The sequence below is a fragment of the Streptomyces scabichelini genome (assembly GCF_011045015.1).
In the GTDB taxonomy this organism is placed as follows: Bacteria; Actinomycetota; Actinomycetes; order Streptomycetales; family Streptomycetaceae; genus Streptomyces; species Streptomyces scabichelini.
The window spans coordinates 21,391-46,994 of the sequence record NZ_JAAKZY010000012.1; the positions used below are offsets into that span (position 1 = coordinate 21,391).

A 25,604-nucleotide genomic window follows, 5' to 3' on the forward strand; every position below is an offset into this window, starting at 1 on the left:
GTTCCGCGGCGGTCAGACCTTCGGCACCGCCACCACGTCGTACTCCGTGTCCGGCGTGGGCTGCTCGACGTCGAAGCGGGCGTTCGGCAGATACAGCCGGTCGCCCCAGGCCGCGACCGTCGTCGGGATCCGGAAGCGCGGGTCGGTGATGCGGGTGATCGCCGTGCCCTTGGTCCCGGAGGCGTTCAGCCGGAACACGTCGATCGCGTTCTGCTGCTGCTGGACGACATAGAGGGTCCGCCCGAGCAGCAACAGGCCGTCCCCGTTGGGCACTCTGGCCCCGCCCAAGTCGACGGCGCGGGCGCTTCCGGTGCGCGGGTCGACCCGCATCAGAGTGCCGCCGTCCATGAAGATGTTGACCACGAGCAGGGCACTGCCGTCCGGAGTGCGCTCGATGCCGTTGGCCGTGAAATCGGGGCCCTGCTCCCAGTCGCCGCTCAGCGGCACGGTGGTGACGGCTCCGTGCTTGCCGTGCTTGCCGAGCGCGAGCCGGTAGAGCCGCGGCGCGAACGAGTCGGTGAACCAGGCGGCGTCCGGCGTGAGGATCACGTCGTTCACGAAGGAGCCCGAGCCCCCGACGGCGTACACCTTCTCGAGTTCCCCGCTGCGGGCGTCGACCGTCCGCAGCTCGCCGCTCGTGCCGCCCGCGACGAAGAGCGTGCCGTTCCGGTCGATCTTCACCCCGACTGAGGGGTGTTCGGCCCCGAGGCCCTTGCTGATGACGGCGCCGCGCCCGGTGACAAGGCTCGCCCGGTAGATGTCGCCGTTCGCGAGAGATCCGAAGTACGCCTGCGGGCGGGAGCCGATGGCGATGCCCTCGGGCTGGAAGCCGTTCGGCAACAGGAACCGGGTGGGCCAACGCTGTTCGGTCGCGCGGCCGGTGCCTGCGGCATGTGCGGTGCCGCCGAGGAATGCCGCGCCCCCCATGGCCGCGGCTGCCGTGAGAAGTCTTCGACGTGCGAAGGAACGGTCCATGAAACGTCCTCACACAAGGGGCCGACCGGTGGTCGGCCAATCGGTCAACAGACGCTGTCACCCCATCACATGACAGACGTCTCCGCAGCCTTTGGCCGGATTGTTACGTGACATCGTTTTCCGGACGGATTGCACGGGGTTCCCAATTCAACTTGTTTTCAAACACAGTTGACGAACTCGGGGGTGGACGAGTCGCCTCCGGCGTGCCAGGTTGTGCCTCGCGGGAACGACCGGAGGAAACGGACCGGAACGGCCGGGGGAAACGGCACGGAAACCGATCGACGTACGGAAACGGATCGACGAGGACGCATCACGACCCATCCAGCACCTGCACGGACCGAAGGGAGCGGCACGCGATGACCGACCAGGTACAGCCGGCGCAGGGCCCGGGAGCGTCCGGGCCGGGGCCCGACGGCGCGGGATTCACCTACCGAGGAGCCGAGCAGGAACTGATCGTCGTCGCACGGCCCGAGGCCCGGCTGCGCGCCGAGGCCGAAGGGGTCCGTTCGGCGGCCGGCGCCGACGTATCGGCGCTCAACATGTTCCTCAGTGACGAACAGCTCGCCCTGGAGCCGCTGTTCGGCAGCGAGGAACGCTTGCAGTCCGGTGTGCAGCCACCGGTGGCCGGCGCCGAGTCGGCCCCCGACCTGGGACTCTTCTACCGGGTTCGCGGCGTCGAGAGCCGGGCGCAGGAGCTGCGTTCGCGGATCGCGGCGCTGCCGGAGATCGCCACGGCGTACGTGAAGCCGGGCGCCGTGCCGGCCTCGGTGGGATCCGTCGGCCAGAGCACCGACGAGAGCCGGCGGCGCAAGGAAGGCGCCCCGGTCACGCCCGACTTCACCAGCCGCCAGGGCTACTTGCGCCCCGCGCCCGAGGGAGTGGACGCCTACTGGGCCTGGCAGCGGCCCGGCGGTTCCGGCCAGGGCGTCACCGTCATCGACGTCGAGGGGGCCTGGCAGCTCGGCCACGAGGACCTGTCCGCGAAGCTCGCGGGCGTCGTGGTCGGCACACCGATCCAGGACCTGGCCTGGCGCAACCACGGCACCGCCGTCATCGGCGTGATCGGCGGCGACCGCAACGAGTACGGGATCACCGGCATCGTGCCGGACGCCCTGACCGCGGCCGCGTCCTTCCAGGACCTCGGCACCGCGGCCACGATCCACGCGGCGGCCGACCGGCTGAGCCCCGGCGACATCATCCTGATCGAACTGCACCGCCCCGGGCCGCGGTTCGACTTCGAGGTGCGCGACGACCAGCGCGGCTACATCGCGCTCGAGTGGTGGCCTGACGACTTCGCGGCCATCCGGTACGCGACCGCCAAGGGCGTCATCGTGGTGGCGGCCGCGGGCAACGGCGGCGAGTCGCTGGACGACGCGGTGTACGAGCGTCGCCCCGACGAATTCCCCGAGTGGTGGCGCAACCCGTTCAACCCCTCCAACCGGTCGTCCGGCGCGGTCCTGGTCGGTGCGGGCGCCCCGCCGCCCGGCACGCACGGCCGTGACCACGGCCCGGACCGCTCACGCCTCGCGTTCTCCAACTACGGGGCGCGTGTGGACGCGCAGGGCTGGGGCCGTGAGGTCACGACGACGGGCGGCTTCTGGGACCGGCCCGGCGATCTGCAGGGCGGCGCCGAGGAGATCGCCTGGTTCACGGACACGTTCTCCGGGACCTCCTCCGCCTCCCCGGTGGTGGTCGGCGCCCTGGCCTCGCTGCAGGGCATGCTCAAGGCGGCGGGGCAGCAGCCGATGTCCCCGGAGCGTGCGCGCCAGGTGCTGCGGGCCACCGGCTCCCAGCAGCAGGACGCGCCGGGCCGGCCCGCCTCGCAGCGGATCGGCAACCGGCCCGACATCAAGGCAGCGGTCGCCCATCTGCTGCCGGAGGCGGTCGGCTCGGGCCAGGCCGAGCGGTACTGGGACGAGCTGCTGCCGTATCCGCGTGAACTTCCGCCCAGGCTCCGGCTGTTCGTGGCCGGTGACTGGCGCAGTCTGAACAACCCGTCCCCTGAGATCCGCCAGGCGGTGCACGCCGCCTTCGCGGGAGGACGGCCCGACGTTCGTGTGTGGTTCTCGGACGACGAGATCGTCGGCCTGGTGGTCACAGGCTGAGGACCCGCTCGACGCGCTCGTCGACGATTCACCCCAACCATTGCCCCAACCATTGAGGGAAGGTGGCACCCGCATGAGCACCACCCCGCAGATGAGCCAACAGGGACAGCAAGGTCAGCAGGGCCAGCAGGGCCCGAGCACGGCTCCGCCGCAGCCGCAGCAGTACGGGCAGCAGCAGGGCTTCGGCCAGCAGCAGCAGCCGTTCGGGCAACAGGGCATGGCGCAGCAGCCGTTCGGGCAACAGGGCATGGCGCAGCAGCCGTTCGGCCAGCAGGGCATGGGCATGGGCACGCAGCAGGGCATGGGCATGAGCACGCAGCAGGGCATGGGTCAGCAGCAGCTTCCGCAGCACCTGCAGCAGCAGCTCCAGCAGCTCGGTCAGCAGCAGCCGTTCCAGCAGCTGCTCCAGCAGCTCGGCGGGCAGCAACAGCAGGGCCAGCCGCTGGTCCTGCGGACCGCGGCCGAGGCCCAGGCGCTGGTGAGCGGTGTGGCCGAGCACTTCTGGGACGTCGTCACACCGCTCCCGGGCCAGCCGCAGATCCTGTACCTGTACATCAACCAGGGCTGGCGTCCTCTGGTGAACCCCAACCAGGTGACGCATGACGAGGTCCAGGAGGCCTTCGCCTTCGGGCAGCAGGTCATCGGGATCTACGAGTCCAACAGCAACGCCATCCAGGCCGTCATCGTGAACAAGTAGCGAGCGGCGGCACGGCACAGAGGGCGCCGGGCGGGAGATGACCCGCCCGGCGCCTGTCTGTGCGCGAAGCGTTTCCGCGAAGCGTTCCGCGCAGCGTTTCCGCGGAGGGGTTACGGGCCGGGGGTTACAGGGCCACCCCGAGGAGCGCGTCCACGGCCCGCGATACGACGCCGGGGGCGCCCTCGTCCGTACCGCCCTGTTCCTGCTGGCGGGCGGCCCAGCGGTCGACGGCCGCGAGGGCGGCAGGCGCGTCCAGGTCGTTCGCGAGGGCCTCGCGGATCTCCTCGACGAGCGCGTCGGCGGACGGTCCGTCGGGCCGCGACACGGCGGCCCGCCAGCGGTCGAGCCTGGCGAGGGCGTCCTGAAGGACCTGGTCGGTCCACTCCCAGTCGGCCCGGTAGTGGTGCGAGAGCAGGGCGAGCCGGATGGCCACCGGGTCGACTCCGTCGCGCCGCAGCTTCGACACGAAGACCAGGTTGCCCTTGGACTTGGACATCTTCTCGCCGTGCAGCGCGACCATGCCCGCGTGCACGTACGCCTTGGCCATGGGGAACTCGCCGGTCAGCGCCTGCGCGTGGGAGGCACCCATCTCGTGGTGCGGGAAGACGAGGTCGGAGCCGCCGCCCTGCACGTCGAAGCCCATGCCCAGGTGGTCGAGCGCGATCGCGACGCATTCGATGTGCCAGCCGGGCCTGCCCCGGCCGAGCGAACCGCCGTCCCAGCTCGGCTCGCCCTCCCGGGCGGCCATCCACAGCATCGGGTCGAGCGGGTTCTTCTTGCCCGGACGCTCCGGGTCGCCACCGCGCTCGGCGGACAGCAGCCGCATCGTGGCGGCGTCCAGGTTGGACACCTTCCCGAAGTGCGGGTCGGCCTCGACGGAGAAGTAGATGTCGCCCTCGACCTCGTACGCGGCCCCGGCGTCCCGCAGCCGCTCGACGAGCGGGACGATCCCGGGTATGGCCTCGACGGCGCCGATGTACTGCTTCGGCGGCAGCATCCGCAGGGCGGTCATGTCCTCGCGGAAAAGGGCGGTCTCCTTCTCGGCGAGCCCGACCCAGTCGACGCGGTCCCGCGCCGCGCGCTCGAGAAGCGGATCGTCGACGTCCGTCACGTTCTGGACGTAGTGAACCTGCCGCTTGGTGTCGAGCCACACGCGCTGAACGAGGTCGAACGCGTTGTAGGTCGCCGCATGACCGATGTGGGTCGCGTCGTACGGGGTGATGCCGCAGACGTAGATACGGGCGACAGGGCCGGGATCGAGGGTGATCAGACCCTCGGTCGCGGTGTCGTGGATCCGGAGGTCGCGGCCCTGTCCAGGCAGGGCGGGGACCTCAGAAGCGGGCCAGGCATACATGTCTTGAGCCTAACCGGACGGATGTTCCGTATACGAACCGCATCAGGCCCGATGGCCGGGAGGGCGCTCTTGCGTGCGCGACTGCCGTCCGCATTGCCCCGCTATACGGGCGGCCACGGAATCGCGGGCCACTCCCCCGAGGGTTCCGGATGCCGCCCGATGGTGAGCAGATCGGCGACACGCGCGCGCGTGGCGTCGAGTTCCGCCGACGTGATCAGCTCGGCCAGCCGCAGGCCCAGTGCCCCGTCCAGGGCTTCCTTGAGTCCCCCGAGAACCTCGACGGCCTCCGCGGTGAGCTTCTCCCCCGCCCAGCCCCACAGCAGCGTCCGCAGCTTGTTCTCGGCGTTGAAGGTGACCCCATGGTCGATGCCGTACAGCCGCCCGTCACCGGTGGGCAGGAGATGCCCGCCCTTGCGGTCCGCGTTGTTGATCACGGCGTCGAGTACGGCGAGCCTGCGCAGCCGCTCGTCGTCGGCGTGCACGAGCAGCGCCGTACGCCCCTCACCGACCTCGGCGAACCCGACGGCCTTCCAGCCGTCGCCGGGCTCCTCCGCGTCGACCAGCGCGAGCAGTTCGGCACCGGGTACCGGCTCGATCCACAGCTGGCACATGCCCTCGCCGTACGGTCCGTCGCGCAGCACGGTGGGGGGAACGAGCCCCCAGCCGGCCGCCTCGGACACCTCGTACGCCGCGACCTCCCGCTGGGCGAGGGTCCCGTCGGGGAAGTCCCACAGCGGACGCTCGCCGGCGACCGGCTTGTAGACGCAGGGCTCCGTGCGGCCCTCGTACGTCACGTCGCACAGCAGCACCGCGTTCGAGGCCTCACGAATCTGTCCGCGTACCGTCAGCTCGCCCTCGGTGAGCAGCTCGGCCGTGGTCACGCCTCGCGGCGGTATCCGTTCTGGCGCGGACATACGTGTCCTTCCGGATCGAGCGGGAGACTGCACAGCGGGCAGGGCGGCCGGCCCGCGTTGACCACGTCGAGGGCGCGCTTGGCGAAGGCCCTTGCCTGGGCGCCGGTGAGGCGGACCCGCAGCATCGGGGGACCGTTCTCCTCGTCCTGCAGGAGCCTTTCCTCGGCGGCGGCGAGGTCCTCCTCGGAGTCGGCGTCCAGCTCCACGAGCGCCTGCGCCTCGACGATCATGCGCTGCTCGTCACCGTCCCAGGCCAGCGCCATGGTGCCGACCCGGAACTCCTCCTCCACGGGAGTTTCGAGAGGTTCGGTGTCGGAGACCTCCGCCGGGGCCATCGCCGGGACGGCCGCACTGCCTCCCGTACGCCGTACGACCTCGTCGAGAAGCTCGTCCATGCGCTCGGCGAGCGCCGCCACCTGCGTCTTCTCCAGAGCCACACTGGTCACCCGGGGCCCGGCGGTGGCCTGCAGGAAGAAGGTCCGGCGCCCGGGCAGCCCGACCGTACCGGCCACGAAACGGTCCGGTGGGTCGTAGAGGTACACCTGACGGGACACGTCCTGTCTCCATTGGATCGAGTGCTTCTGCCATCGACTGCGTCTGCTGCTGACAACTGCTGCGCTGCTTCGACCGCTTCACCCTACTGCGGCTGACGATCACGGTGCGCCCGCACTGCCACCGACTGTGGCATCGCCGCCCGGGGGCTCCTCGCGCGGCGCGAGGGACGAGAAATCGCCGGTGTCCCCGAGGCGTACGAGAAACGGCCGCAGCCGTGTGTAGCGGATCGCGGTGATGGAACACGGTTCTACAGAGATCCGCTGGAAGAGGTCCAGATGAAGCCCGAGTGCGTCCGCGACGAGGGACTTGATGATGTCGCCGTGCGAGCACATGAGGTACACGGCGTCGGCGCCGTGATCGCGCTCCACGCGCGCGTTCCACTCGCGTACGGCCTCGGCGGCCCGCGTCTGCATCGCCCGCATCGACTCGCCGCCGGGGAACGCCGCGGCGGACGGATGCGTCTGTACGACCTCCATCAGCGGCTCGTCCGTCAGCTCGGCGAGCTTGCGGCCCGACCAGTCGCCGTAGTGGCACTCCCCGATGCGCTCCTCGGTGTGCGCCCGCAACCCGGGCCGCGCGTCGAGCAGGGGACGCAGGGTCTCCTGGCAGCGCTGCAAGGGGCTGGTGACGATCTCGGAGAGCGGCAGCCCGGCGAGCCGCCCGGGCAGCGCGGCGGCCTGCTCGGCGCCACGCTCGTCGAGGGCGACGCCGGGCGTCCACCCGGCGAGCAGTCCCGCGGTGTTGGCGGTGGAACGTCCGTGCCGGACAAGGATCAGCGTGGGCATGCCGCCCAGCGTAAGCCGCTGCTGGAACGCGCCACGGGCCGGGAGGCCCTGGAGTTCCGCAGGGCCACTTTTCCGGCTCCACGCGCGCGTGCCCCGTACTCGTGCCTCGTACGGAGCGGCACGCGCGCGTGGGTCACGCCGTTACGCGAACTCGGGTGCTGCCGAAGCCGGCCCGCCCAGGGCGTCGCGGCGTTCCGGCATCTTCAGTGAGACCATCCGGCGCCAGCCGCCCAGGCGCTCGTACGCGTACACCGCGTGGATGCCCGCGGCGAGGACCGCGGCCTTGGCCCTGGGCCAGCCGAGGATGCGCCCCATGTGGTCCATCACGGCGAGGCTGACGTCCCGGTAGATCCGGATCTCGGCGAGCGCGGATTCCCGCAGCGTCCGCTGGATGGCCCGGCCGTGCCCGGCGGCCGCGAAGCGCAGCAGCTCCTCGTGGCAGTACGCGAGGTGGTTGTCCTCGTCGTTCGAGATCATCCTGACCGCGCGGCCGATGTCCGGGTGCTCGGCGAAGTGCTTGCGCAGCAGCTCCATCTGCTCGGAGGCGCGCTGCTCGGTGACCCTGCTGTGCGCGAGGTAGGTGACGATGTCCTGCACGGTGAGCGCTTCGTCGCTCTTGAGCCTGTCGTGGGCGAGGCCGATGCCGTGCCTCTCCAGGATCATCGTGTAGTCGGTTTCCGGCGGGACCTCGGCGGGCTGCAGACCGCGCTTCTTCAGGAGGGCGTTGAAGATCCGCCCGTGCTTGTCCTCGTCCGCGCCGTGCCGGGTGATCTTGGGTGCGAGGGCGCGCTCGCTCTGCGGCACGAGGGCCGCGATGCGCGCGTTCTCCCAGCCCCCCTGTGACTCTCCGCTGGCGGCGATGGAACAGAAGAGCCGGAACGACTCGTCGTTGTCGAGGATCTCCTGGAACAGACTCTTGGCCGAAAGCATCACTGCCCCTTCCATGCAGAACTCCGCAAAGAACGAGTCAAATGCGCTGTCAGGGGTGCGGCAACATCTGTGTCGGACAAATCCGCCGAACGATGGACGTCAAGGGCCTGTGGGACGCGTAACCGCGGGGACTGTGACGCGTTGGTCCCCGTGACGGCCGTGGCGGGGAAGACCCCCCGAGCCCCCACCACGGCCGCCAAAACCTCCGGTGGTCGATCCGGTGTTACGCCAGTCCCGCGCGTTCGAGGGCCTCCGTGCCGGCGCGGAGCGAGGCGAGGCGCTCGTCGAGTGTGAAGCCCGCGGGGGCCAGGCTCAGGGTGGTGACTCCGGCAGCGGCGTACGCCTTCATCCGGTCGGCGATGCGGTCCACCGAGCCCAGCAGGGCCGTCTTGTCGATCAGGTCGTGCGGTACGGCTGTCGCGGCGCCCTGCTTGTCGCCGGAGAGGTACTTGTCCTGGATCTCCGCGGCTTCCTTCTCGTAGCCCATGCGCCGGGCGAGCTGGTTGTAGAAGTTCTGCTTGGGGCTGCCCATGCCGCCGACGTACAGCGCGGTGTACGGGCGGAAGGTGTCGGCGAGAGTGGTCAGGTCCTTGTCGTCGCCGACGGCGAGCGGCAGCGTGGGGCAGACGTCGAAGCCGTCCATCGTCTCGCCGGCCTTCTCGCGGCCCGCGCGCAGATGCCGGAGCGTGGTCTCCGCCAGGTGTTCCGCGGAGGGGAAGATCAGCAGGGCGCCGTCGGCGATCTCGCCGGTCTGCTCCAGGTTCTTGGGGCCGATCGCCGCGATGTAGAGCGGGATGTGCTCGCGCTGCGGGTGCACGGTCAGCTTGATGGGCTTGCCCGGGCCGCCCGGCAGCGGCAGCGTCCAGTGCTCGCCCTCGTACGAGAGCCGCTCGCGCGTCATGGCCTTCCGCACGATCTCGACGTACTCGCGGGTGCGGGCCAGTGGCTTGTCGAACTTGACGCCGTACCAGCCCTCGGAGACCTGCGGTCCGGAGACTCCGAGGCCGAGGCGGAAGCGGCCGCCGGAGAGCGAGTCGAGGGTCGCGGCGGTCATCGCGGTCATCGCGGGCTGACGGGCCGGGATCTGGAAGATGGCCGAGCCGACGTCGATGCGTTCGGTCTGCGCGGCGACCCAGGTGAGTACGGTCGCCGCGTCGGAGCCGTAGGCCTCGGCGGCCCAGCAGACCGCGTAGCCCAGGCGGTCGGCCTCCTTGGCCACGGCGAGATTGTCCGCGTCCATTCCGGCGCCCCAGTAGCCGAGGTTGATCCCGAGCTGCATGGCCGATTCCCCTTACTGATCAGTAACGTCCCTTGTGCGGCACCCTAGCGCGCCGCCGGGCCCGGCGGCAGGGACGGGTTCGGGCTCGTGCGATCCCGCGTTGTCCACAGGGTTCCCCCGCACTGACTTCAGGCCAGTAATCTCAGCCCACATGGAGCAGAGGCATCTCGGCCGTACCGGCCTGCGTGTGTCCCGGATCGGGCTCGGCACCCTCACCTGGGGCCGGGACACCGACGAGCACGACGCCGCAGACCTGTTGAAGGCGTTCTGGGAGGCGGGCGGGACCCTCGTCGACACGGCGGACGTGTACGGGGACGGGGAGGCCGAGTATCTGCTCGGGCAGCTCATGGAGGGGCTGGTGCCCCGCCGGGATCTGGTGATCTCGACGAAGGCGGGCAGCGTGCCCGATCCCGACCGGCGCTTCGACGGTTCCCGCGGGCATCTGCTCTCCGCGCTCGACGCCTCACTCGCGCGGCTCGGCACGGACTATGTGGATCTTTGGCAGGTCCACGCCTTCGATCGTGAGACGCCGCTGGAGGAGACCCTGCAGGCCCTCGACCTCGCGGTCAGCAGCGGTCGCGCACGGTACGCCGGGGTGTCCAACTTCTGCGGCTGGCAGCTCGCGAAGGCGGCGACCTGGCAGCTCGCGGCACCCGGGATACGCACGCGGCTGTCCAGTACGCAGATGGAGTACTCGCTGCTGCAGCGTGGCGTCGAACGCGAGGTGCTGCCCGCGGCCCTGGACCTGGGCATCGGGCTGCTCCCGTCCTCTCCCCTGGGCCGTGGTGTGCTGACGGGAAAGTACCGGCACGGTACGCCCGCCGATTCCCGGGGTGCGTCGGAGCATCTGGCGCCGTTCGTCGCGCCGTATCTGGACGACGCGGCGAGCAGCATCGTGGACGCGGTGACGACCGCCGCGGACGGGCTCGCGGCGACGCCGCTCCAGGTGGCCCTCGCATGGGTCCGCGACCGGCCCGGAGTCGCCGCCCCCATCATCGGCGCACGGAACGCACTGCAGCTCACGGCCGCGTTGTCAGTGGAGACCCTTAGTCTTCCTGACGAGATCTGCCGAGCGCTCGACGACGTGTCGGCGCCCGTGCACCGCTATCCCGATCACGACTGGAGCACGCTGTGACCACGGATCCCGCCGGCGCGGAGCCCGCTGCCACGGAGGAAGCCGAGCCGGGGGCGCCGAACGCGGGCCCGGGGGCCGACTCGGGCGCCAGGGCCGAGGGGCCTGGGGCCGAGAAGGGCGCCGCGGGCGAGGGGTCGGCGGACGCCGCCGACCCGGCCGACCGAGAGGACGTCGAGGGCAGCGATGCCGCCGAAAGCGCGGCCGGTGAGGGCCGTGCGGCGGCCGACAGTCAGGGCGCCACGGCCCGCGGTGAGGACTCCGAGGAGGGGTCCTCGGGCGAGGAGGGGAAGGCCGACGCGGGCGGTGCGCCGTCCGAGGCCGAGGCCGAGTTGGCCGCCCAGCGGGAGTTGCGGGAGCGGATCGAGCGGCGGAAGGCCGAGAAGCAGGGGCCCGTCGAGAGCGGCAAGAAGCTGAGCGGGACGGCGGCCGACCTGCTCGCGGCCGTGCGTGCGGTGGAAAGCGGCGAGAAGCCCGGGGGCAGCCTCTTCAGCGAGCAGGAGTCGGCGCCGCGCAGGGCAGCGCCCGAGCCGGTGCGGCGGCCGCAGCCCGTGACCTCGTCCGCCGCCGCGCCGGTGACGGACGAGGCCGTCGCCGCCGTACGGGCCGTACTCGCCGAAGGCGGCGCACCCGACGCGCTGGCCCCGCAGGTCACCGCGGCCCTCGGGGAGGGCGCGGACGTACAACTGCGTGAGGACCCCTGGCAGTTGCTGCGCGTGGCCGGAGTGCGGCCGGAGCAGGCGGACGGGTTCGCCCGCGCGCTGCTCGGCGCGGAGTGCGGGCCTGACGACGAGCGGCGGGGCCGGGCGGTCACCGTATGGCTCCTGGAGCAGGCGGCCCTCGTCGGGCACACCGCCCTGGAAGCCGCGGCGCTCAGCGCGGCGCTCGCGCAGCGCTCGGTGCCGGACCCGGACGCCGCCGTGCAGAGCGCCATCGCCGAGGGCGACGCCCTGGTGTTCCAGGACGCGCTGGACGAGCCCGGCGCGCCCGCGGCGCCCCGGCAGTCCGAAGACGAGGCCGAGGAGGGCGAGCAGGAGCGGCCGGTCCGTGTCCTCATCGGCCTGGAGCGGTACGCACTCGCCGAGGAGAGCCTCGCCGACGGGCTCGCGCGGGTGGTCAACTCCCTGCCCAAGGAAGACGGTTCGGCCAAGGACTGGGAGTCTGCCGCGACCGGCTCCGCCGCCGAACTGATCCGCGCCGTCGCGGGCCACGGCCTCGTCCTCCACACCGGCGGCGAGGCGTCCCGCGCGGAACCGGCAGCCCTCGTCGCCGCGGCCCGAGCGCTCGGGCTGCGGGTGTGCGCGGCCACGCACAGCGTGGACGGGCGGCAGCGGTTCGCCGCCCTGCTCGCGCAGGCCGAGCAGCAGGAGCCCGCGGCCGAGCCCCGCGAAACCGTGACCACCGTCGCCGGGCTGCTGTCCGGGGCCGAGGGGCCGGGGCGGGACGCGGACGGCATGCTGAGGACCGATCTGCTGGTCGTGCTGGACGCACCGCAGCTGGACGTGGAGAGCGCGGCGATGCTGGCCGAGTCGCTGCCCGACGGAGCGCGGCTCGTGCTGAGCGGTGACCCCGGCGTGCTGTGGTCGGCCGGTCCGGGGCGGGTCTTCGCCGATCTGCTCGCGGCACGGGTGTGCCCCCAGGTCGTTTCGCGGACACCGGATCCCGGCCCGGTCGGTGAGCTGGTCTCGGGCATCGGCGTGGGCGAGCTGAACCAGGTGGAGGCCCCCGGCAAGGAGGTGATGATCGTCCCGGTGCGCGACGCCGGCGAGGCGGTGCACCGCACCGTGCAGCTGGTCGCGGACTCGGTGCCGCGGGCCATCGGGATCCCGGCGGAGCAGACCCAGGTGATCACTCCGGGCCATGGCGGCGCGGCGGGCACCCGGGCGTTGAACGTCGCGCTGAAGGAGCGGCTCAACCCCGGCCCGGGCCGCTTCGGCGGCTTCGACCCGGGCGACCGGATCGCCTACTCCCCCGCCCCCGGCCGTACGGTTCCGGGCCGCGTGGTGAAGGCCGACGCCGAGGGACTGCACCTGGAGTGTGCGGGCGCCCCCGTCGTCGTACCGAAGGAGCGGGTCGAGCAGACCGTGCGCCATGGCTGGGCGCTCACCGCGCATCAGGCGGTCGGCCTGCGCTGGCCCGCCGCGGTCGTGGTCCTGCCCGGCGACGCCGCCCAGGCCCTGACCAGGCCCTGGATCTACACGGCCTTCGGCCGCGCCGAGCGCCACCTCTCCGTCGTCCACGGTGTGGAACAGGCCCTGCCGCGCGCGGTGGCCGAAATCCCCGCCAAGCCCCGCTCCACGCGCCTGCCCACCCTGCTCAAGACCCAGGTCCCGACGACTGGCTGATCCCTGGCAGGGGGCCGGGCGCGGCGCTCACAGGGCCCGCCCGGACAGGCGGGCCGCCGCCGGAGGAAATTGATACAGCCCCGCGCCCCTGAAGGGCTGCGCCCCTTGCGGGGCGCGGCCCCCAAGAACAGCGCGCTCCTCCTCAGCGATCCGCGTCCAACGGCTCCAGGTCCTCATCGTCATCCAGGATTCCGCCGCGGGCCGGACCGAGGCCGTTCTCGCTGCTGTCGTCGAGGTCGTCGTCGGCCTCCTCGTCGAAGACCGCACTGACGTCGAAGCGGCACACGATCCGCTGGGAATCGGCCTGGTCGAAGGGGGCGTCCAGCCATTCGCCGGGCTCGGCCGGTTCGTCCGCGGCGGTGACCCACAGCGTGGAGTCGCCCTCCTCCAGGCCGAACTCCTTGTGCCGGGAGGCGATCTCGTCCGGCTCGAACTCGCCGAACAGGACACCCAGCGCACCGTGCACGGTGCCGGCCGCCGCGTCGAACCCCGCGGCCGCCGCCCCCGACTCCTCCACGGCCTCCACCCGCTGGGCCTGCGCCAGCAGTCGCTGCGGCTCCACGACGGCGTAGTCCCGGCGGATCAGCACGCTCAGCGCGTTCGGCTCCTCGGGCCCGGTGTACGGAGGCAGCGTGTCGTCCGTACCGGGGATCTCGAAGGGCGTGACCTCGTCATAGCGGTCGTACAGGAGCTCGTCGTACTCCTCGGCGGCCGAAGCCAGCTCGTTGAACGCCTCGTAGACGGCCGGGTCGTCCTCACCCGACCTGCGCTCGACCGCGGCAAGGTGCCGGTCGAGCGCAGCCTTGATCGCCTCGGCGGCGGCGCGTACCTCGGCAGCGGTGGGCTGCGCAGCATCAGACATAGTGCAGACGCTATCCGTACCGGGCCTCTGCCCGCACAATAGATGCGATGCCGGAATACGAATTTGTCGACGTTTACGTGCCGCGCGGGGTCTCCCGCAAGGAAACGACGCGCCTGCTGACAGACCATGCGGAGTACGGACACTGGGAGTTGGACCGCCTCAGCCTGCACCCCGACGGCAGCCGCAAGGTGCGGTTGCGCCGGCGGATCATCCGCCAGGTGCGTGCCACGTGGTGACACGGAGTGGCTGAAATGGAGCGGGCCCCGCGAGCGCGGGGCCCGCTCCATTTCAGCCGGTAGGGCTTTTATGGCGGTACAACCGCCATGTACTCCCTTTACGCCGAGGCCCGCGCCTTGCGGTAGAGCACGGCGCCCATCAGCAGCGCGCCCGCACCCACCGGCAGCGCGAGGCCGAGCGGCAGCTCACTGCCGGTCGCCGCGAGCTGCGCGGAGCCCTTGGGCTGTGTGACGACCTGGGTGCCCGGACGGTTCGCCTTCGAGGCGCCCGGGGCCTCGTCGTCCGAGGACTGCTGCTGCGACGTGCCCGGCCGCTCCGGGTCGTACGGATCGCCGGGCTTGCCCGGAGGCGTCTGCTCCCCGTCCGCGGGAGGCGTCGTCTCGTGGCCGTGGCCGCCCGGGGTGTTCGCGCAGTCGTTGCCCTCGGCCGCGTTGCCGGCACCGCCGACGGAGACGCCGTTGCCGCAGACGTTGACCGGCACGTCCACCGGGACCTGCACGTGGTTGCCGGAGCCGATGCCGGACGAGTCACTGGTGTGTCCGCCAGCCTGCGAGCCGCCGCCGGACGAGTTTCCGCCGGACGAGTTGCCGGAACCGCCGCCCTCGTTGGCGCAGTTGTTGCCCGCCGCCGGGTTGAGGAGCCCGATCACGTTCACGGTGTTGCCGCAGACGTTGAGCGGCACACTGACCGGCGCCTGCACCGAGTTCCCCGAGGCCACGCCCGGAGAGTCCGAGGCGGAGCCGTCCGCCCCCGAGTCGGCGTGCGCATAGCCGCCGGTGGCGGCCAGTACGCCGGTGGCGGCCGCCACGGTCATCAGGCCTTTGCGGGTGACCTGTCGCATAGCTTTTCCCTGCCTTGTTGCTTCAGGAAGGCGTACGCGCCCATGTGCACGTACGCGGAATGCGGAAAGTCGGCGGCACCGGAGCGCGTGGCGCGCACTGCCGGGGCCACCGACTTCAGACCCTCATGGGGTGAGGCACGACGTCAGGCGTTGGTGCAGGTGTTGCCAAAGGTGGGGTTCAGCAGTCCGACCACAGAGAGCGTGTTGCCACAGACGTTCACCGGCACAGCGACCGGCGCCTGAACGACGTTGCCCGAGGCAATGCCGGGCGAGTTCACGGCGGCACCCTGAGCACCGGAGTCGGCAGCCGCCATACCCGCACCCGCGAGAACGAGGCCACCAGTGGCAGCCGCAGCAGCGGCAACCTTCTTGATCATTATTCCTCCTAGTTGGCAATGCGATCCCAGCCGCGGATCGCATCACCTGTAACGAGGAGGGAGTAATAGAGCTACGAGCCTATGAGCACATTCACTCTTCTCAGTCGACGCCGTACGCGCTGACGATTATTGGAGTTTCGTTTCAGCGTGTTAATTCAGGACGCGTCGGTGTTCAGGACGCCTCGATGAAGCGGTCGAGTACCCGCACGCCGAACTTCAGGGCATCGACCGGTACCCGCTCGTCGACCCCGTGGAACATGCCCGCGAAGTCCAGCTCCGGCGGCAGCTTCAGAGGGGCGAAGCCGAAGCAGCGGATGCCGAGGTCGTCGAAGGACTTGGCGTCGGTGCCGGCCGAGAGCATGTAGGGCACGGCGCGCGCGATCGGGTCCTCGGCGGACAGCGCGGTCTGCATGGCGTCGACGATGGCCCCGTCGAAGGTGGTCTCCAGCGCCTTGTCGGCGTGCACGTCCTCCCGCTTCACCTTCGGGCCGAGGATCCGGTCCAGGTCGGCGTGGAACTCCTCCTCGTAGCCCGGCAGATAGCGGCCGTCGACGTGCGCGGTGGCCTGGCCCGGGATGACGTTGACCTTGTAACCGGCGCCCAGCTGGGTCGGGTTGGCGGTGTTCTGCAGCGAGGCGCCGATGAGCTTGGCGATGCCGCCGAGCTTGGCGAGCGTCTCGTCCATGTTCTCCGGGTCGAGCTCGGTGCCGAGCGCGTCGCCGAGCTCGTCGAGGAAGTGCCGCAGCGTCTTGGTCACGCGCACGGGGAACTTGTGCCGCCCGAGCCGCCCGACGGCTTCGGACAACTCGGTGATCGCGTTGTCCCGGTGGATCATCGAACCGTGTCCGGCGGTGCCGTCCACGGTCAGCTTCATCCAGTGCATGCCCTTCTGCGCGGTCTCGACGAGATACAGCCGCAGTTTCTCGTTGACCGTGAAGGAGAACCCGCCGACCTCGCCGATCCCCTCGGTCACGCCCTCGAAGAGGTCCGGGTGCTTGGCGACGAGGTGCTTCGCGCCGAACTTTCCGCCGGCCTCCTCGTCCGCCAGGAAGGCCAGCACGAGGTCACGGGGCGGCTTGCGGCCGCTGCGCAGCCGCTCGCGTACGACCGCGAGGGTCATCGCGTCCATGTCCTTCATGTCCACGGCACCGCGGCCCCACACACAGCCGTCCGCGATCTCGCCGGAGAAGGGGTGGTGGGTCCAGTCCGACGCGTTGGCGGGTACGACATCGGTGTGGCCGTGGATGAGCAGCCCGGGCCGCGAGCGGTCCTCTCCCTCGATCCGGACGACCGTGGAGGCACGGCCCTTGTGCGACTCGAAGATCCGCGGTTCGAGGCCCACCTCGGCGAGCTTCTCGGCGACGTACTCGGCGGCCTTGCGCTCACCCGGACCCGAGTGGTCGCCGTAATTGCTGGTGTCGATCTGGATCAGCTCGCGGCAGAGGTCGACGACCTCGTCCTCACCGGTGATGCTCCTGGCCGTATCCGACTCACTCACGCTGCTGCCTCCCACGGTCACTGCTGGTGGTCCCTCTCATCCTCCCTCTCCGACCCGCCCCTCCCCAAGGCCGGGCCCGGCCCGTCACACGGGGTTCACACGCCGTCGGCCTGTGATCGGGAGCCTTCGGAAGCCTGGTAATGTTTTCTCTGTCGCCGCGGGCTGAGTCCCGCACGAGCAACACCTTGTCCGGGTGGCGGAATGGCAGACGCGCTAGCTTGAGGTGCTAGTGCCCTTTATCGGGCGTGGGGGTTCAAGTCCCCCCTCGGACACTTACCGTATCTCCAACTTGTGCGGGTCGAGCTGAGCCCGGCCCGCACGAGCTGTTTTCCGGGCTCGTAGGCGAGCCTCCAGGGCGTCGCGATAGCGGGCGATGTTGGCGTCGCAGGGGAAGCGGCAGCGGCGCCCTTGACTGCCGGCAGGGCCCGGGCGTGCTCGAAGGTCTCAGTGTCGATCAGCGGCTGGTGCGCGGTGCCGGTGGACGCTGTGCAGGGTTCATGCCCCTGCTGGGGCTGCTCCCCGACTCCGGGATTCTCGTGGTCAGTCTGCGTACGTTGCCGGAAAGGACGGCGGCGCGCTCCGTGTCGGTGAGGTCCATGGCCGCCAGGTCGGCGATACCCGAGCGGATGTATCCGGGCCCCTTCTCGGGGTCGTACGGCGAGTCGGAGCCGAACAGCACACGGTCCGGGCCGAAGAACTCCAGGGCGCAGCGCAGGGCGTGCGGGGCACCGAAGAGCGCGGTGTCGGCGTAGAACATCTTGAAGTAGTCCAGCGGGCGCTTGGAGAGCGGATAACCGGTGACGTCCTCGCGCTGGTGGTCCGGGGTGCGGGAGCCGAGTTGGTCCCAGCCGGGGCCGACGCGGCCGGAGAAGTGGGGGATCATGCTGCCGCCGTGGTGGATGAGCAGCTTCAGGTCCGGGTGGCGTTCGAGTACGCCGCCGAAGACGATGCGGGCCATGAAGGCAGACAGGTCGTACTCCCAGCCGAAGGTCCACCAGATCTCGTACCGGGAGCGTTCCTCGGTGGGGTAGTCGGGCCAGGAGGAGTTGCGGCAGGGGTGGACCTGGACGAGAAGGTCGAGTTCGGCGGCGCGTTCCCAGAACGGTTCGAAGCGCTGCTCGTCCAGGGGGTGACCGTTGACGTGGGTGTATATCTGGACGCCGAGCGCCCCCAACTCGCCGACCGCGCGGTCGAGTTCCGTTACGGCGGCGTCGACGTCGTTGAGTGCCACCGCCGCGCAGAAGCCGACGAAGCGGTCCGGGTGCTCGGCGACGAGCGCGGCCAGGCCGTCGTTGCCGATGCGCGCGTACTCGGCGGACAGCGCCGGGCTGCCGAAGTCCTCGACGGGCGGGGCCGCCAGGTTGATGATCTGGCGGTAGCCGGCGAACTCGTCCATCTGCCGGAAGCGCACGTCCAGGTCGACCAGCGCGGGGATGTTCATGATGCGCTTGCGCAGGTTGGCCACGGCCGGGACGCCGTCGAGCGCGAACAGGCGCTCGGCGTAGTCGCGGGGAAGCACATGGCAGAAGGCGTCGATCTTCTCAAGAGTTTCGGTCTTCTCAAGAATCTCGACCGTCTTAAGTGTTTCGCGGGTCTCAAATGTTTCGGGTGTCTCGAGCACGCTGTTCCTCTCCAAGTGGCTGATGAAGTGGTTGATGGCGGCCGGGCGTTCATGGGGCGGGCGACGACGACTCGCGTGGGATGAGGGTGGGCGCGTAGACAGCGGAGGCCGTGGGCTTGCCCTCGATGGACCGCAGCAGGATGTCGACCACGCCGCGTCCGATCTCGCGCAGCGGCACGCGGACGCTGGTCAGGGGAATCGGCAGACGAGCGGCGAGCGGGGTGTCGTTGTACCCGACGAGCGAGAGCTCGCCGGGAATGCTGATCCCGAGCCGTCTGGCGGCTGCCAGCACACCGACCGCGGTGTTGTCGTTGACGGTCATGACGGCTGTCGGGCGCTCACCGGTGGGCAGGGCGGACAGCAGCTCGGTCGCGACCCGCTCACCGCTCTCCATGGAGAACTCCGAGGGCCGGACGAGGCGTTCGTCCACCGTGATCCCCGCCTCCCCCAGAGCTGTGCGGTAACCCTCCATCCTGCCGACGGGGTTGGAGGCGTAGGGCGGGCCGGCGATCAACGCGATCCGCCGGTGCCCCAGGTCGATCAGGTGACGAGCGGCCAGATATCCGCCCAGCTTGTCGTCGCCGACGGAGGCCGGGCCGCGGCCGTCGGTCCGCAGCGCGAGGGCGTACGGGATGTCCCGCGCGGCCAGTTCGCGCACGAGGTCGCTCTGCGAGTCCAGCCGGGCCGTGGCGAGCACCAGCCCGTCCACCATCCGGTCAAGGAGCAGCCTTCCCTGGACGGCTTCGGCAGCCGGGTCGTCGTGGGTGATCGCGACGAGGGCATGCAGTCCGTGGTCCCGGCAGGCTTCGGCGATCTCCTCGTACAGGATCGCCATCACCCCGTCCGAGAGCCTTGAGACGACCACGCCGATCGTGCGCGTGCTCTGCCGGCGCAGGCTGGCCGCCGCGGGATTGGGCGAGTACCCGATACGTTGCGCGACCTCCTTGATCCGGGCGGCCGTGGCGCTTCGCGAGAAGGGGTGCCGCTCGTCCATGGCGCGTGAAACCGTCGAGGCGTTCACGCCCGCCTCGCGCGCCACATCGGCCATGGTCGGGCGGCGTTGGCCGCCTCGTGCACGGCCGGATGCCTTGCCCCCTGATGCGGTCATCGGTCGCTACCTCTCTCGTCGGCGGCGGGCGAACTTTCCTGGCGCTACCGGGTTGACGGGCTCGTTCTGCCCCGCACATGATTGTGCATACGTAAGCGCAATCGATTGCACGCCCAGTATCGCACGCCGTCCCGGCGAAGACACAAGGCCTCGGCGGCTTTTCGCAGAGAGGAGCGACCCCTTGTCGAGTCGCTCAGTGAGAACGCCAGCTTCCCGGCACCGCCTGAAACGCCGGAGAGTGTTGGGCGCCATCGTTTCCGCCACTCTGTTGCTGGCCGGATGTTCCGGTGGCGGCACTGACAACTCCTTCACCGTGGCGCTGATCGAGCCGGACATCGCCGCGGTTCCCCTGCTCGCGGCCGTCGACGCAGTCCGTGAGCAGGGATTCGACGTCAAGGTGGAGGAGGCCGCCGAGCCGGAACTCGCCATCGAGGGTCTCGTCCGCGGCGACTACCAGTTCTCGGCGGAGGCGACGAGCCCGGCGCTGATCGCGATGTCCAAGGGTGCGCCGATCCGGATCGTCGCCGATGCCGTCGGCAACCAGTGGGCGGTCTACGGCGCCCAGAACCGTGACAGCTGCGACCAGTTGGACGGCCGTCCCTTCGGGATCTTCAGCGAGGGCTCCGTGGCGACGGCGATGGTCCGGCAGTGGGTCAGCAAGGACTGCCGCAAGGGCTCCGAACCGGAATACCTGACCATCGGCGGCTCCGACGCCCGCGCGCAGGCCCTGCTGTCCGGCCAGATCGACGCGACCGCCCTCGAAGTGACCGACGCCATCACCCTGGAACGGGCCGGCGGAGGCAAGGGACTGCACCGGCTGGCGGACTTCAAGGAGGTCTTTCCCGGGCTGCACCCGCAGACCGTGTACGCGAACGACGACTATCTCGGCGAACACCGCAAGCCCAGCCAGGCGTTCATCGACGCGATCGTCGCCGAACACCGGAAGATCAACGCGGACCCGGGCTATCTCGTGTCCCTGCTGAAGAAGTACCTGCCGGACGCCTACGACGAGGAGACGGCGAAGGTGACCAGCCGGCGGTACGTGGACGCGGGATTGTTCGATGCCGCGGGGCTGACTCCGCGGAGCGTCCAGCGGACTGTGGACTTCTTCGCGGACGCGGGAATCGTCAAGCGCATGCCGGTCGAGGACGTGGCGGATCTCAGCTTCGTCGACCGCGCGGCGGCCGAACAGGAACCGGTCGCGCAGGAACGGGGAGAAGGCTCATGACCGCTACCGGTGTCTCCGCCACGACACGCCGCCCCACAACCAGCCTGCTGCAGAAGGCAGTTCACGGCACCCTCCTCTACCAACTGCTCACCTTCGCCGTGTTCGCGACCGCCTGGGAGGTGTACGGGCGCAACTGGGGCGGCATCCTGCTGCCGCCCTTCTCCGACACGGCCGTGGCGACCGTCCAGCTGCTCGGCGAGGCCGAGTTGTGGAAGGCGCTCTGGCTGAGCAACCAGGCACTGGTCATCGGCTTCGTCGCGGCCGTCGTACTCGGCGTACCGACCGGGCTGCTGCTGGGGCGCTTCCGGACCGTCGAGCGCTACACCGACATCTACCTCAGCATTCTGCTGGTGACGCCGATGGCCGCCGTCATTCCACTGCTGGTGATGTCGGTGGGTTTCGGGCTGCTGTCGCGGGTGATCCTGGTGACTCTCTTCTCGGTCGTCATGGTGATCGTCAACGCCCGTGCCGGCATACGGCAGATCGACGCCTCGCTCATCGAGATGAGCCGCACCTACGGGGCGTCGGAGGCGCAGATCTGGCGGCGCATTCTCATTCCCGGTGCCCTGCCCGCCATCATGACCGGCGTCCGGCTCGCGCTCGGCCGTGCCGTCACCGGCATGGTCATCGTGGAACTGCTCATGGTGTCGGTCGGATTCGGCGGTCTCATCCTCGAGTACCGCAGCCTCTTCGAGGCGCCCAAGTTGTACGCGACCATCGTCGTCATTCTCATCGAGGCCCTCGCGTTGATCGCCGCTGCCCGCTGGGTCGAGCGCAAAGCCACTCCGTGGGCGGCCCCCAGGAATTCCGCAAGGAGCACACGTGATTGAGATCCGAGGCGTCACCAAGAAGTTCACCGGGCGCGAGGGCAGCGAGGTCCACGCCCTCAAGGACGTCGACCTCACGGTCGGGGACAACGAGTTCCTCACCGTCCTGGGCCCGAGCGGATGTGGCAAGACCACGCTGCTGCGCGCGATCGCCGGACTCATCGACTGGGACCAGGGCGACATCCTCGTCGACGGCGAGCCCGTACGCCGCCCAGGTCCCGACCGGGCCATGGTCTTCCAGAACTTCGCACTGCTGCCCTGGGCCACCGTGCTGGACAACGTCGCCTTCGGTCTCGAACTCCGGGGGGAGAGCCGCGCGGTCCGGCACGAGAAGGCAAGGGAGCTGATCGAGCTGGTGGGACTCGGCGGGTTCGAGTCGCGGCTGCCCGGCGAACTGTCCGGCGGCATGCAGCAGCGCGTCGGTCTGGCCAGAGCGCTGGCCGTGGAGCCGAACGTCCTGCTGATGGACGAGCCGTTCGGCGCGCTGGACGAGCAGACCCGGCGCATCCTCCAGGAGGAGTTGTTGTCCATCTGGGAACGCCGGCGGCTGACGGTCGTCTTCATCACCCACAGCATGGAGGAGGCCGTACTGCTCGGGGACCGGGTGGTCCTCATGAGCCCGCGCCCCGGCCGGATCGCCGAGATCGTCCCCATCGGCATCCCGCGGCCCCGCTCTGCCGACGTCGGGGGCCTGGAGCAGTCGCCCGAGTTCACCGCGATCACCTCGCGGCTCTGGGAGAGCCTGCGCACCATGCATCCCGACCACCGCACAGCCGCCCGCGCCGCGGCCGCCCAGGAGGTGGCCGGATGACCGCCACGACCCCCGCGGCCCGCAGCACCGTACGAAGGACTCCGCGCGTCGCGATGCCTCCGCCGCTGGTCGGGCTGCTGGCCGGGGCGGTCCTCTGGGAGGTGGTCGCGCGGTCCGCCGACGCGGCCTTCCTCCCGCCGGCGAGCGCCGTCGTCGCCCGGCTGTGGGAGATGACGGTGGACGGGCTGATCCTCGGCAGCCTGGCTTCCAGTCTCACCAACCTCGTCCTCGGGTTCGCGATCTCCCTCGTCCTGGGGCTGACACTCGGCGTGCTGATGGGCCGATACCGCCCCGTGGACGCCGCGCTCGGCGTCTACATGTACGCACTGCTGACGGCTCCGTCCCTGGTGTTCGCCCCGGTCTTCTTCTCGCTGTTCGGGCCGGGCAGGGCGTCCATCGTGGCCGTCGTGGTCATGTACTCGCTGTTCATCATCGTGATCAGCACCGCCTCCGCCGTACGAGCGGTCCCCGAGCACCTCACCGAGATGGCCCACCTGTACGGGGCGAACGAGCGGCAACTCCTGCTCAAGATCGTCGTCCCCGCCGCCCTGCCGCTGGCCATGGCCGGCATCCGGCTCGGCATCGGCCGCGCGGTCACCGGAATGATCAACGGCGAGATGTTCATCGCCGTCGTCGGGCTCGGCCGGGTCCTCACCCAGGCAGGCGGCCGCTTCGACAGCGAGAGCGTCCTGGCCGTACTGCTCGCCGTCGTCCTGGTGGCCCTCGGCGCGGTCGGACTCGTTCAATGGGCCGACCGTCGCGTCAACGGCTGGCTCCCGCGGACAGCGCGGCAGTGACAGCGCGGCAGTGACAGCGCCGCGAAGGAAGCGGCAGCTGCCGGGGAAGCGTTCGGTGCATCAAAACGGACTGAACGAGCGGAGCGGGGCTACGGGCGGGTGACCGTCGCGGACATCGCGTCGGCGGCCGGTGCGCGCTGTCGGCGGTCCTGCCCGGGGGTCAGTCGCTGACGCGCCCCCCGGCGTGCCGCTGGCGGGGCAGGACGTGCTGGGCAGGCGTGGTGAGCGTGATCTGGCGGACGAGTTGCTGGAAGGAGAGCAGAGTGGTGACCGGCGGAAGGGCCGCCACCGCCATCGCGACCGGCGTCTTGGGCGCATGGGCGACACACAGGAACATCGCGACGGCGGAGAAGAGCAGCACCACGGCCCAGGAGTGCGCGGCGCTGCGGCGGTGCAGCGCGGCCCGCAGGATGGACAACGACGCCACCAGCCACGGCCCGTAGACCAGCAGCGGCCACCAGCCGCCCAGCCCATGAGCTCCCGGGGTCGCCAGGCGGCGCAGCGGATCGTAGGCGATCAGCGCGCCGAGCGCGCTCACCATGCCCACGATCACCGCGGTCAGTGCCGCGATGAACAGGCTCAGGACCTTCAGCCACGGCCTCCGGATCCAGCGGACGCTGCGCACCAGCCGGTTCGGACGCCGGCGGGCACCGCGCTTGCGCGGGATGGTGGGCGGGACGGAGGCGGGCGCGGCAGGCGCGCCGGTCTGGAGGAGCTGGGTGAGATCGCGGTCGAAGTCCCACTCCGTGCGCAGGCCTTCGGGGACGGTTGGATCGAGCACATCCGCCCCGAAGGAGCCCGTCTGGTACCCGGCGCTGTCCAAGCCCTCGTCGGGGTGGAGCCAATAGCCGCTCATGCCCGCCCCGCCGGCTGCTCGACAGCGCCGAGGCGCTGGGTGAAGTCGGCCTGAATCCGCTCCAGCACGCCGAAGTGGCTGTGGAGCAGATCGGAACAGTCCGCGCATCTGGACGCGGGCGCGAGGTCCAGACCCCGCTCCTCGCAAACGTCCGCCGCCACTGTGCCCTGCGGGCTCATCGTCGCCATGCACTCCCCAACGAGGAGAAAATTAGCTGGATACGCCCAATTTAAAAGCAATGTACACATATTGATGCGTTTAACGACTCTTCAGGTAGAAGGCCGATCAACACGGCGACGTTGACCCGTTTGCCCCGGAAAAACCGGATGAGGTTCTGGTTTCAACTCCCCCCTCAGAGAACGGCGGTGAGCAGGGACACCGCCGAGGTCTGGCGGCTGATGTCGGCACTGTCGAAGGGTCCCGCCCAGTTCAGCCCGTACTGGTCGGCGCCGTTGCGGGCGTGCGCGTAGATCGAGTCGGCCTGGGTGACGAGGTAGCCGTGGTACGGGTGGCCCGGCAGGACGCGGTCGAGCTCGCCGAGATTGCGGGCGAAGATGCCCTTGAAGGACGCCTGGTCGGCGTTGCAGGTGCCGTCGGCCTCGCAGGGCTCCGTGAGGATGCCGTTCGGCGACAGCGTGCCGCTGCCGATGACGGCGTCGGCGATCTGCCGGGCCCGGGTGAGCAGGGTGCGGTCGCCGGTCGCCTTGTACAGCTCCGCCAGACCTCCCAGGACCACGCCCTGGTTGTACGTCCACGTCGTGCCGCCGTTGGAGGCGCAGCTGCCGCTCTGGGTCTGCAGGCCGTCGTTGACCAGGTGGTCGCTGTTGATCATTCCGCTGTTCTCGAACCAGTCCCACGCCTTCAGCGCGCGGTTGAGGTAGACGGTGTCGCCGGGGATCCGGTTGTGCAGGGACGCGAGGAGCTTGAAGTACAGCTCGAAGCTGATCGCGTTCTTGTAGCTCTTCGCGGGGATGTCCCACCAGACGCCGCCGCCGCAGACGTCGTCCCAGTAACCGCGGATGTACTCCTCGCCGGTCCTGGCGATCGCCAGGTACTCCTTGTCGCGTGTCAGGTCGTACGCGCTCACCATGGCCAGGGCCCACCAGCCGGTGTCGTCGGTGGAGTCGGCGCGGAACTCGCCACCGCCCTCCGGCCACCAGGGAAGGGGCTTGCGCTGGAGCTCGACGGTGTTCTCGAGCGTGCTCAGGTATTTCCTGGACCGGGTCCTGAGCGAGTAGTCGAGCGTCGCCTGGAGGGCGTTCCCCGACTGCCACCAGGGTGCGTCGGTGTTCCAGCGGCCGGTGTCCTGCTCGTAGTACGTCATCATCGCGTCCATGGCGGCGGTGGCCCTGGCGCGCGCGGTCACCGGGCCGGCCGGTGTGGCCGCTTGTGAGGGGAGCGCCGTCATCAGCAGTGCCAGCAGCGCACCGCCGACGAGGGAGGCCATCCAGGCCCTGCTTCTTCGGATTC

Annotated in this window: 25 protein-coding genes and 1 tRNA gene; 10 read left to right on the forward strand and 16 right to left on the reverse strand. The window is 70.3% G+C overall.

The window, feature by feature from the left end:
• Positions 1 to 12: 12 nt before the first annotated feature.
• Positions 13 to 975 (reverse strand): NHL repeat-containing protein, encoded by a 963-nt coding sequence (locus tag G5C60_RS06040; protein WP_165255317.1) that lies wholly within the window; start codon positions 973 to 975, stop codon positions 13 to 15.
• Positions 976 to 1,331: 356 nt separating this feature from the next.
• On the opposite strand from G5C60_RS06040, the gene G5C60_RS06045 reads away from it, so the two are divergent.
• Together G5C60_RS06045 and G5C60_RS06050 are read left to right on the forward strand one after the other, a co-directional pair.
• The gene (locus tag G5C60_RS06045; RefSeq protein ID WP_165255319.1) at positions 1,332 to 3,080 is read left to right on the forward strand and encodes a S8 family peptidase; all 1,749 of its coding nucleotides are present in this window, start codon (positions 1,332 to 1,334) and stop codon (positions 3,078 to 3,080) included.
• Between the two features lie 73 nt (positions 3,081 to 3,153).
• On the forward strand, positions 3,154 to 3,777 hold the full coding sequence (locus G5C60_RS06050; protein ID WP_241266543.1) for a hypothetical protein: 624 nt from the start codon (positions 3,154 to 3,156) through the stop codon (positions 3,775 to 3,777).
• Positions 3,778 to 3,901: 124 nt separating this feature from the next.
• Here G5C60_RS06050 and mshC read toward each other — a convergent pair whose 3' ends face one another.
• From mshC to G5C60_RS06080, 6 genes are all read right to left on the reverse strand, one after another.
• Positions 3,902 to 5,131 carry a cysteine--1-D-myo-inosityl 2-amino-2-deoxy-alpha-D-glucopyranoside ligase gene (gene mshC / locus G5C60_RS06055; RefSeq protein ID WP_165255323.1) on the reverse strand — a complete coding sequence of 410 codons (1,230 nt, stop codon included), beginning with the start codon at positions 5,129 to 5,131 and terminating at the stop codon, positions 3,902 to 3,904.
• Between the two features lie 101 nt (positions 5,132 to 5,232).
• The gene (locus G5C60_RS06060; RefSeq protein WP_206439142.1) at positions 5,233 to 6,045 is read right to left on the reverse strand and encodes an SCO1664 family protein; all 813 of its coding nucleotides are present in this window, start codon (positions 6,043 to 6,045) and stop codon (positions 5,233 to 5,235) included.
• A complete protein-coding gene (locus G5C60_RS06065) occupies positions 6,009 to 6,599 on the reverse strand; it encodes a DUF3090 family protein (protein WP_165255328.1) in 591 nt (196 codons plus the stop codon). Before G5C60_RS06065 ends, G5C60_RS06060 begins: the two co-directional genes overlap by 37 nt.
• A 99-nt stretch (positions 6,600 to 6,698) precedes the next feature.
• The gene (locus G5C60_RS06070; RefSeq protein WP_165255330.1) at positions 6,699 to 7,385 is read right to left on the reverse strand and encodes a histidine phosphatase family protein; all 687 of its coding nucleotides are present in this window, start codon (positions 7,383 to 7,385) and stop codon (positions 6,699 to 6,701) included.
• A 141-nt stretch (positions 7,386 to 7,526) separates the two neighbouring features.
• Positions 7,527 to 8,315: a ferritin-like domain-containing protein gene (locus G5C60_RS06075; protein WP_165255333.1), complete on the reverse strand. Its 789-nt coding sequence runs from the start codon at positions 8,313 to 8,315 to the stop codon at positions 7,527 to 7,529.
• A gap of 223 nt (positions 8,316 to 8,538) precedes the next feature.
• Positions 8,539 to 9,594, reverse strand: a complete 1,056-nt coding sequence (locus G5C60_RS06080) for an LLM class F420-dependent oxidoreductase (protein ID WP_165255335.1) — start codon at positions 9,592 to 9,594, stop codon at positions 8,539 to 8,541.
• A gap of 151 nt (positions 9,595 to 9,745) precedes the next feature.
• On the opposite strand from G5C60_RS06080, the gene G5C60_RS06085 reads away from it, so the two are divergent.
• Positions 9,746 to 10,729: an aldo/keto reductase gene (locus tag G5C60_RS06085; RefSeq protein ID WP_165255337.1), complete on the forward strand. Its 984-nt coding sequence runs from the start codon at positions 9,746 to 9,748 to the stop codon at positions 10,727 to 10,729.
• Positions 10,726 to 13,071, forward strand: coding sequence for a helix-hairpin-helix domain-containing protein (locus G5C60_RS06090; RefSeq protein ID WP_165255338.1), 2,346 nt, complete (start codon positions 10,726 to 10,728; stop codon positions 13,069 to 13,071). The genes G5C60_RS06085 and G5C60_RS06090 overlap by 4 nt, the downstream gene beginning before the upstream one ends.
• A gap of 142 nt (positions 13,072 to 13,213) precedes the next feature.
• On the opposite strand, the gene G5C60_RS06095 is transcribed toward G5C60_RS06090, so the two are convergent.
• On the reverse strand, positions 13,214 to 13,933 hold the full coding sequence (locus tag G5C60_RS06095) for a hypothetical protein (RefSeq protein ID WP_165255339.1): 720 nt from the start codon (positions 13,931 to 13,933) through the stop codon (positions 13,214 to 13,216).
• A 47-nt stretch (positions 13,934 to 13,980) separates the two neighbouring features.
• Between G5C60_RS06095 and G5C60_RS06100 the strand changes: the two genes are divergently transcribed.
• The gene (locus G5C60_RS06100) at positions 13,981 to 14,169 is read left to right on the forward strand and encodes a DUF5703 family protein (protein WP_054231126.1); all 189 of its coding nucleotides are present in this window, start codon (positions 13,981 to 13,983) and stop codon (positions 14,167 to 14,169) included.
• 98 nt (positions 14,170 to 14,267) lie between these two features.
• Here the strand turns inward: G5C60_RS06100 and G5C60_RS06105 are convergent, their stop codons facing one another.
• The 3 genes from G5C60_RS06105 to G5C60_RS06115 all read right to left on the reverse strand — a co-directional run bounded on the left by G5C60_RS06105 (position 14,268) and on the right by G5C60_RS06115 (position 16,886).
• The gene (locus G5C60_RS06105) at positions 14,268 to 15,011 is read right to left on the reverse strand and encodes a chaplin (protein ID WP_165255340.1); all 744 of its coding nucleotides are present in this window, start codon (positions 15,009 to 15,011) and stop codon (positions 14,268 to 14,270) included.
• Positions 15,012 to 15,154: 143 nt separating this feature from the next.
• Entirely contained in the window at positions 15,155 to 15,388 is a 234-nt protein-coding gene (locus tag G5C60_RS06110) for a chaplin (RefSeq protein ID WP_165255341.1), read from the reverse strand.
• A gap of 172 nt (positions 15,389 to 15,560) precedes the next feature.
• A complete protein-coding gene (locus tag G5C60_RS06115) occupies positions 15,561 to 16,886 on the reverse strand; it encodes a M20/M25/M40 family metallo-hydrolase (protein WP_165255342.1) in 1,326 nt (441 codons plus the stop codon).
• A 187-nt stretch (positions 16,887 to 17,073) separates the two neighbouring features.
• Here G5C60_RS06115 and G5C60_RS06120 point away from each other — a divergent pair.
• Positions 17,074 to 17,158: transfer RNA gene (locus G5C60_RS06120), tRNA-Leu, on the forward strand.
• Between the two features lie 182 nt (positions 17,159 to 17,340).
• Here the strand turns inward: G5C60_RS06120 and G5C60_RS06125 are convergent.
• Positions 17,341 to 18,507 (reverse strand): amidohydrolase family protein, encoded by a 1,167-nt coding sequence (locus tag G5C60_RS06125; protein ID WP_338145712.1) that lies wholly within the window; start codon positions 18,505 to 18,507, stop codon positions 17,341 to 17,343.
• A gap of 49 nt (positions 18,508 to 18,556) precedes the next feature.
• On the reverse strand, positions 18,557 to 19,615 hold the full coding sequence (locus tag G5C60_RS06130) for a LacI family DNA-binding transcriptional regulator (RefSeq protein WP_165255343.1): 1,059 nt from the start codon (positions 19,613 to 19,615) through the stop codon (positions 18,557 to 18,559).
• 241 nt (positions 19,616 to 19,856) lie between these two features.
• Here G5C60_RS06130 and G5C60_RS06135 point away from each other — a divergent pair, with 241 nt between their 5' ends.
• Genes G5C60_RS06135 through G5C60_RS06150 form a run of 4 tightly spaced genes read left to right on the forward strand, consistent with a single transcriptional unit; the run spans position 19,857 to position 23,278 of the window.
• Entirely contained in the window at positions 19,857 to 20,843 is a 987-nt protein-coding gene (locus G5C60_RS06135; protein WP_241266544.1) for an ABC transporter substrate-binding protein, read from the forward strand.
• The gene (locus G5C60_RS06140; RefSeq protein ID WP_165255349.1) at positions 20,840 to 21,673 is read left to right on the forward strand and encodes an ABC transporter permease; all 834 of its coding nucleotides are present in this window, start codon (positions 20,840 to 20,842) and stop codon (positions 21,671 to 21,673) included. Before G5C60_RS06135 ends, G5C60_RS06140 begins: the two co-directional genes overlap by 4 nt.
• On the forward strand, positions 21,666 to 22,481 hold the full coding sequence (locus G5C60_RS06145) for an ATP-binding cassette domain-containing protein (RefSeq protein ID WP_165255351.1): 816 nt from the start codon (positions 21,666 to 21,668) through the stop codon (positions 22,479 to 22,481). The genes G5C60_RS06140 and G5C60_RS06145 overlap by 8 nt, the downstream gene beginning before the upstream one ends.
• Positions 22,478 to 23,278, forward strand: a complete 801-nt coding sequence (locus G5C60_RS06150; protein ID WP_165255354.1) for an ABC transporter permease — start codon at positions 22,478 to 22,480, stop codon at positions 23,276 to 23,278. Before G5C60_RS06145 ends, G5C60_RS06150 begins: the two co-directional genes overlap by 4 nt.
• A 160-nt stretch (positions 23,279 to 23,438) precedes the next feature.
• On the opposite strand, the gene G5C60_RS06155 is transcribed toward G5C60_RS06150, so the two are convergent.
• From G5C60_RS06155 to G5C60_RS06160, 3 genes are all read right to left on the reverse strand, one after another.
• Entirely contained in the window at positions 23,439 to 24,134 is a 696-nt protein-coding gene (locus tag G5C60_RS06155; protein WP_206439144.1) for a DUF2637 domain-containing protein, read from the reverse strand.
• Complete coding sequence (locus tag G5C60_RS50960) at positions 24,131 to 24,322, reverse strand: hypothetical protein (protein ID WP_206439145.1); 192 nt, start codon at positions 24,320 to 24,322, stop codon at positions 24,131 to 24,133. Before G5C60_RS50960 ends, G5C60_RS06155 begins: the two co-directional genes overlap by 4 nt.
• 164 nt (positions 24,323 to 24,486) lie before the next feature.
• Positions 24,487 to 25,581, reverse strand: coding sequence for a glycoside hydrolase family 76 protein (locus G5C60_RS06160; RefSeq protein ID WP_165255359.1), 1,095 nt, complete (start codon positions 25,579 to 25,581; stop codon positions 24,487 to 24,489).
• Between the last annotated feature and the right edge of the window lie 23 nt (positions 25,582 to 25,604).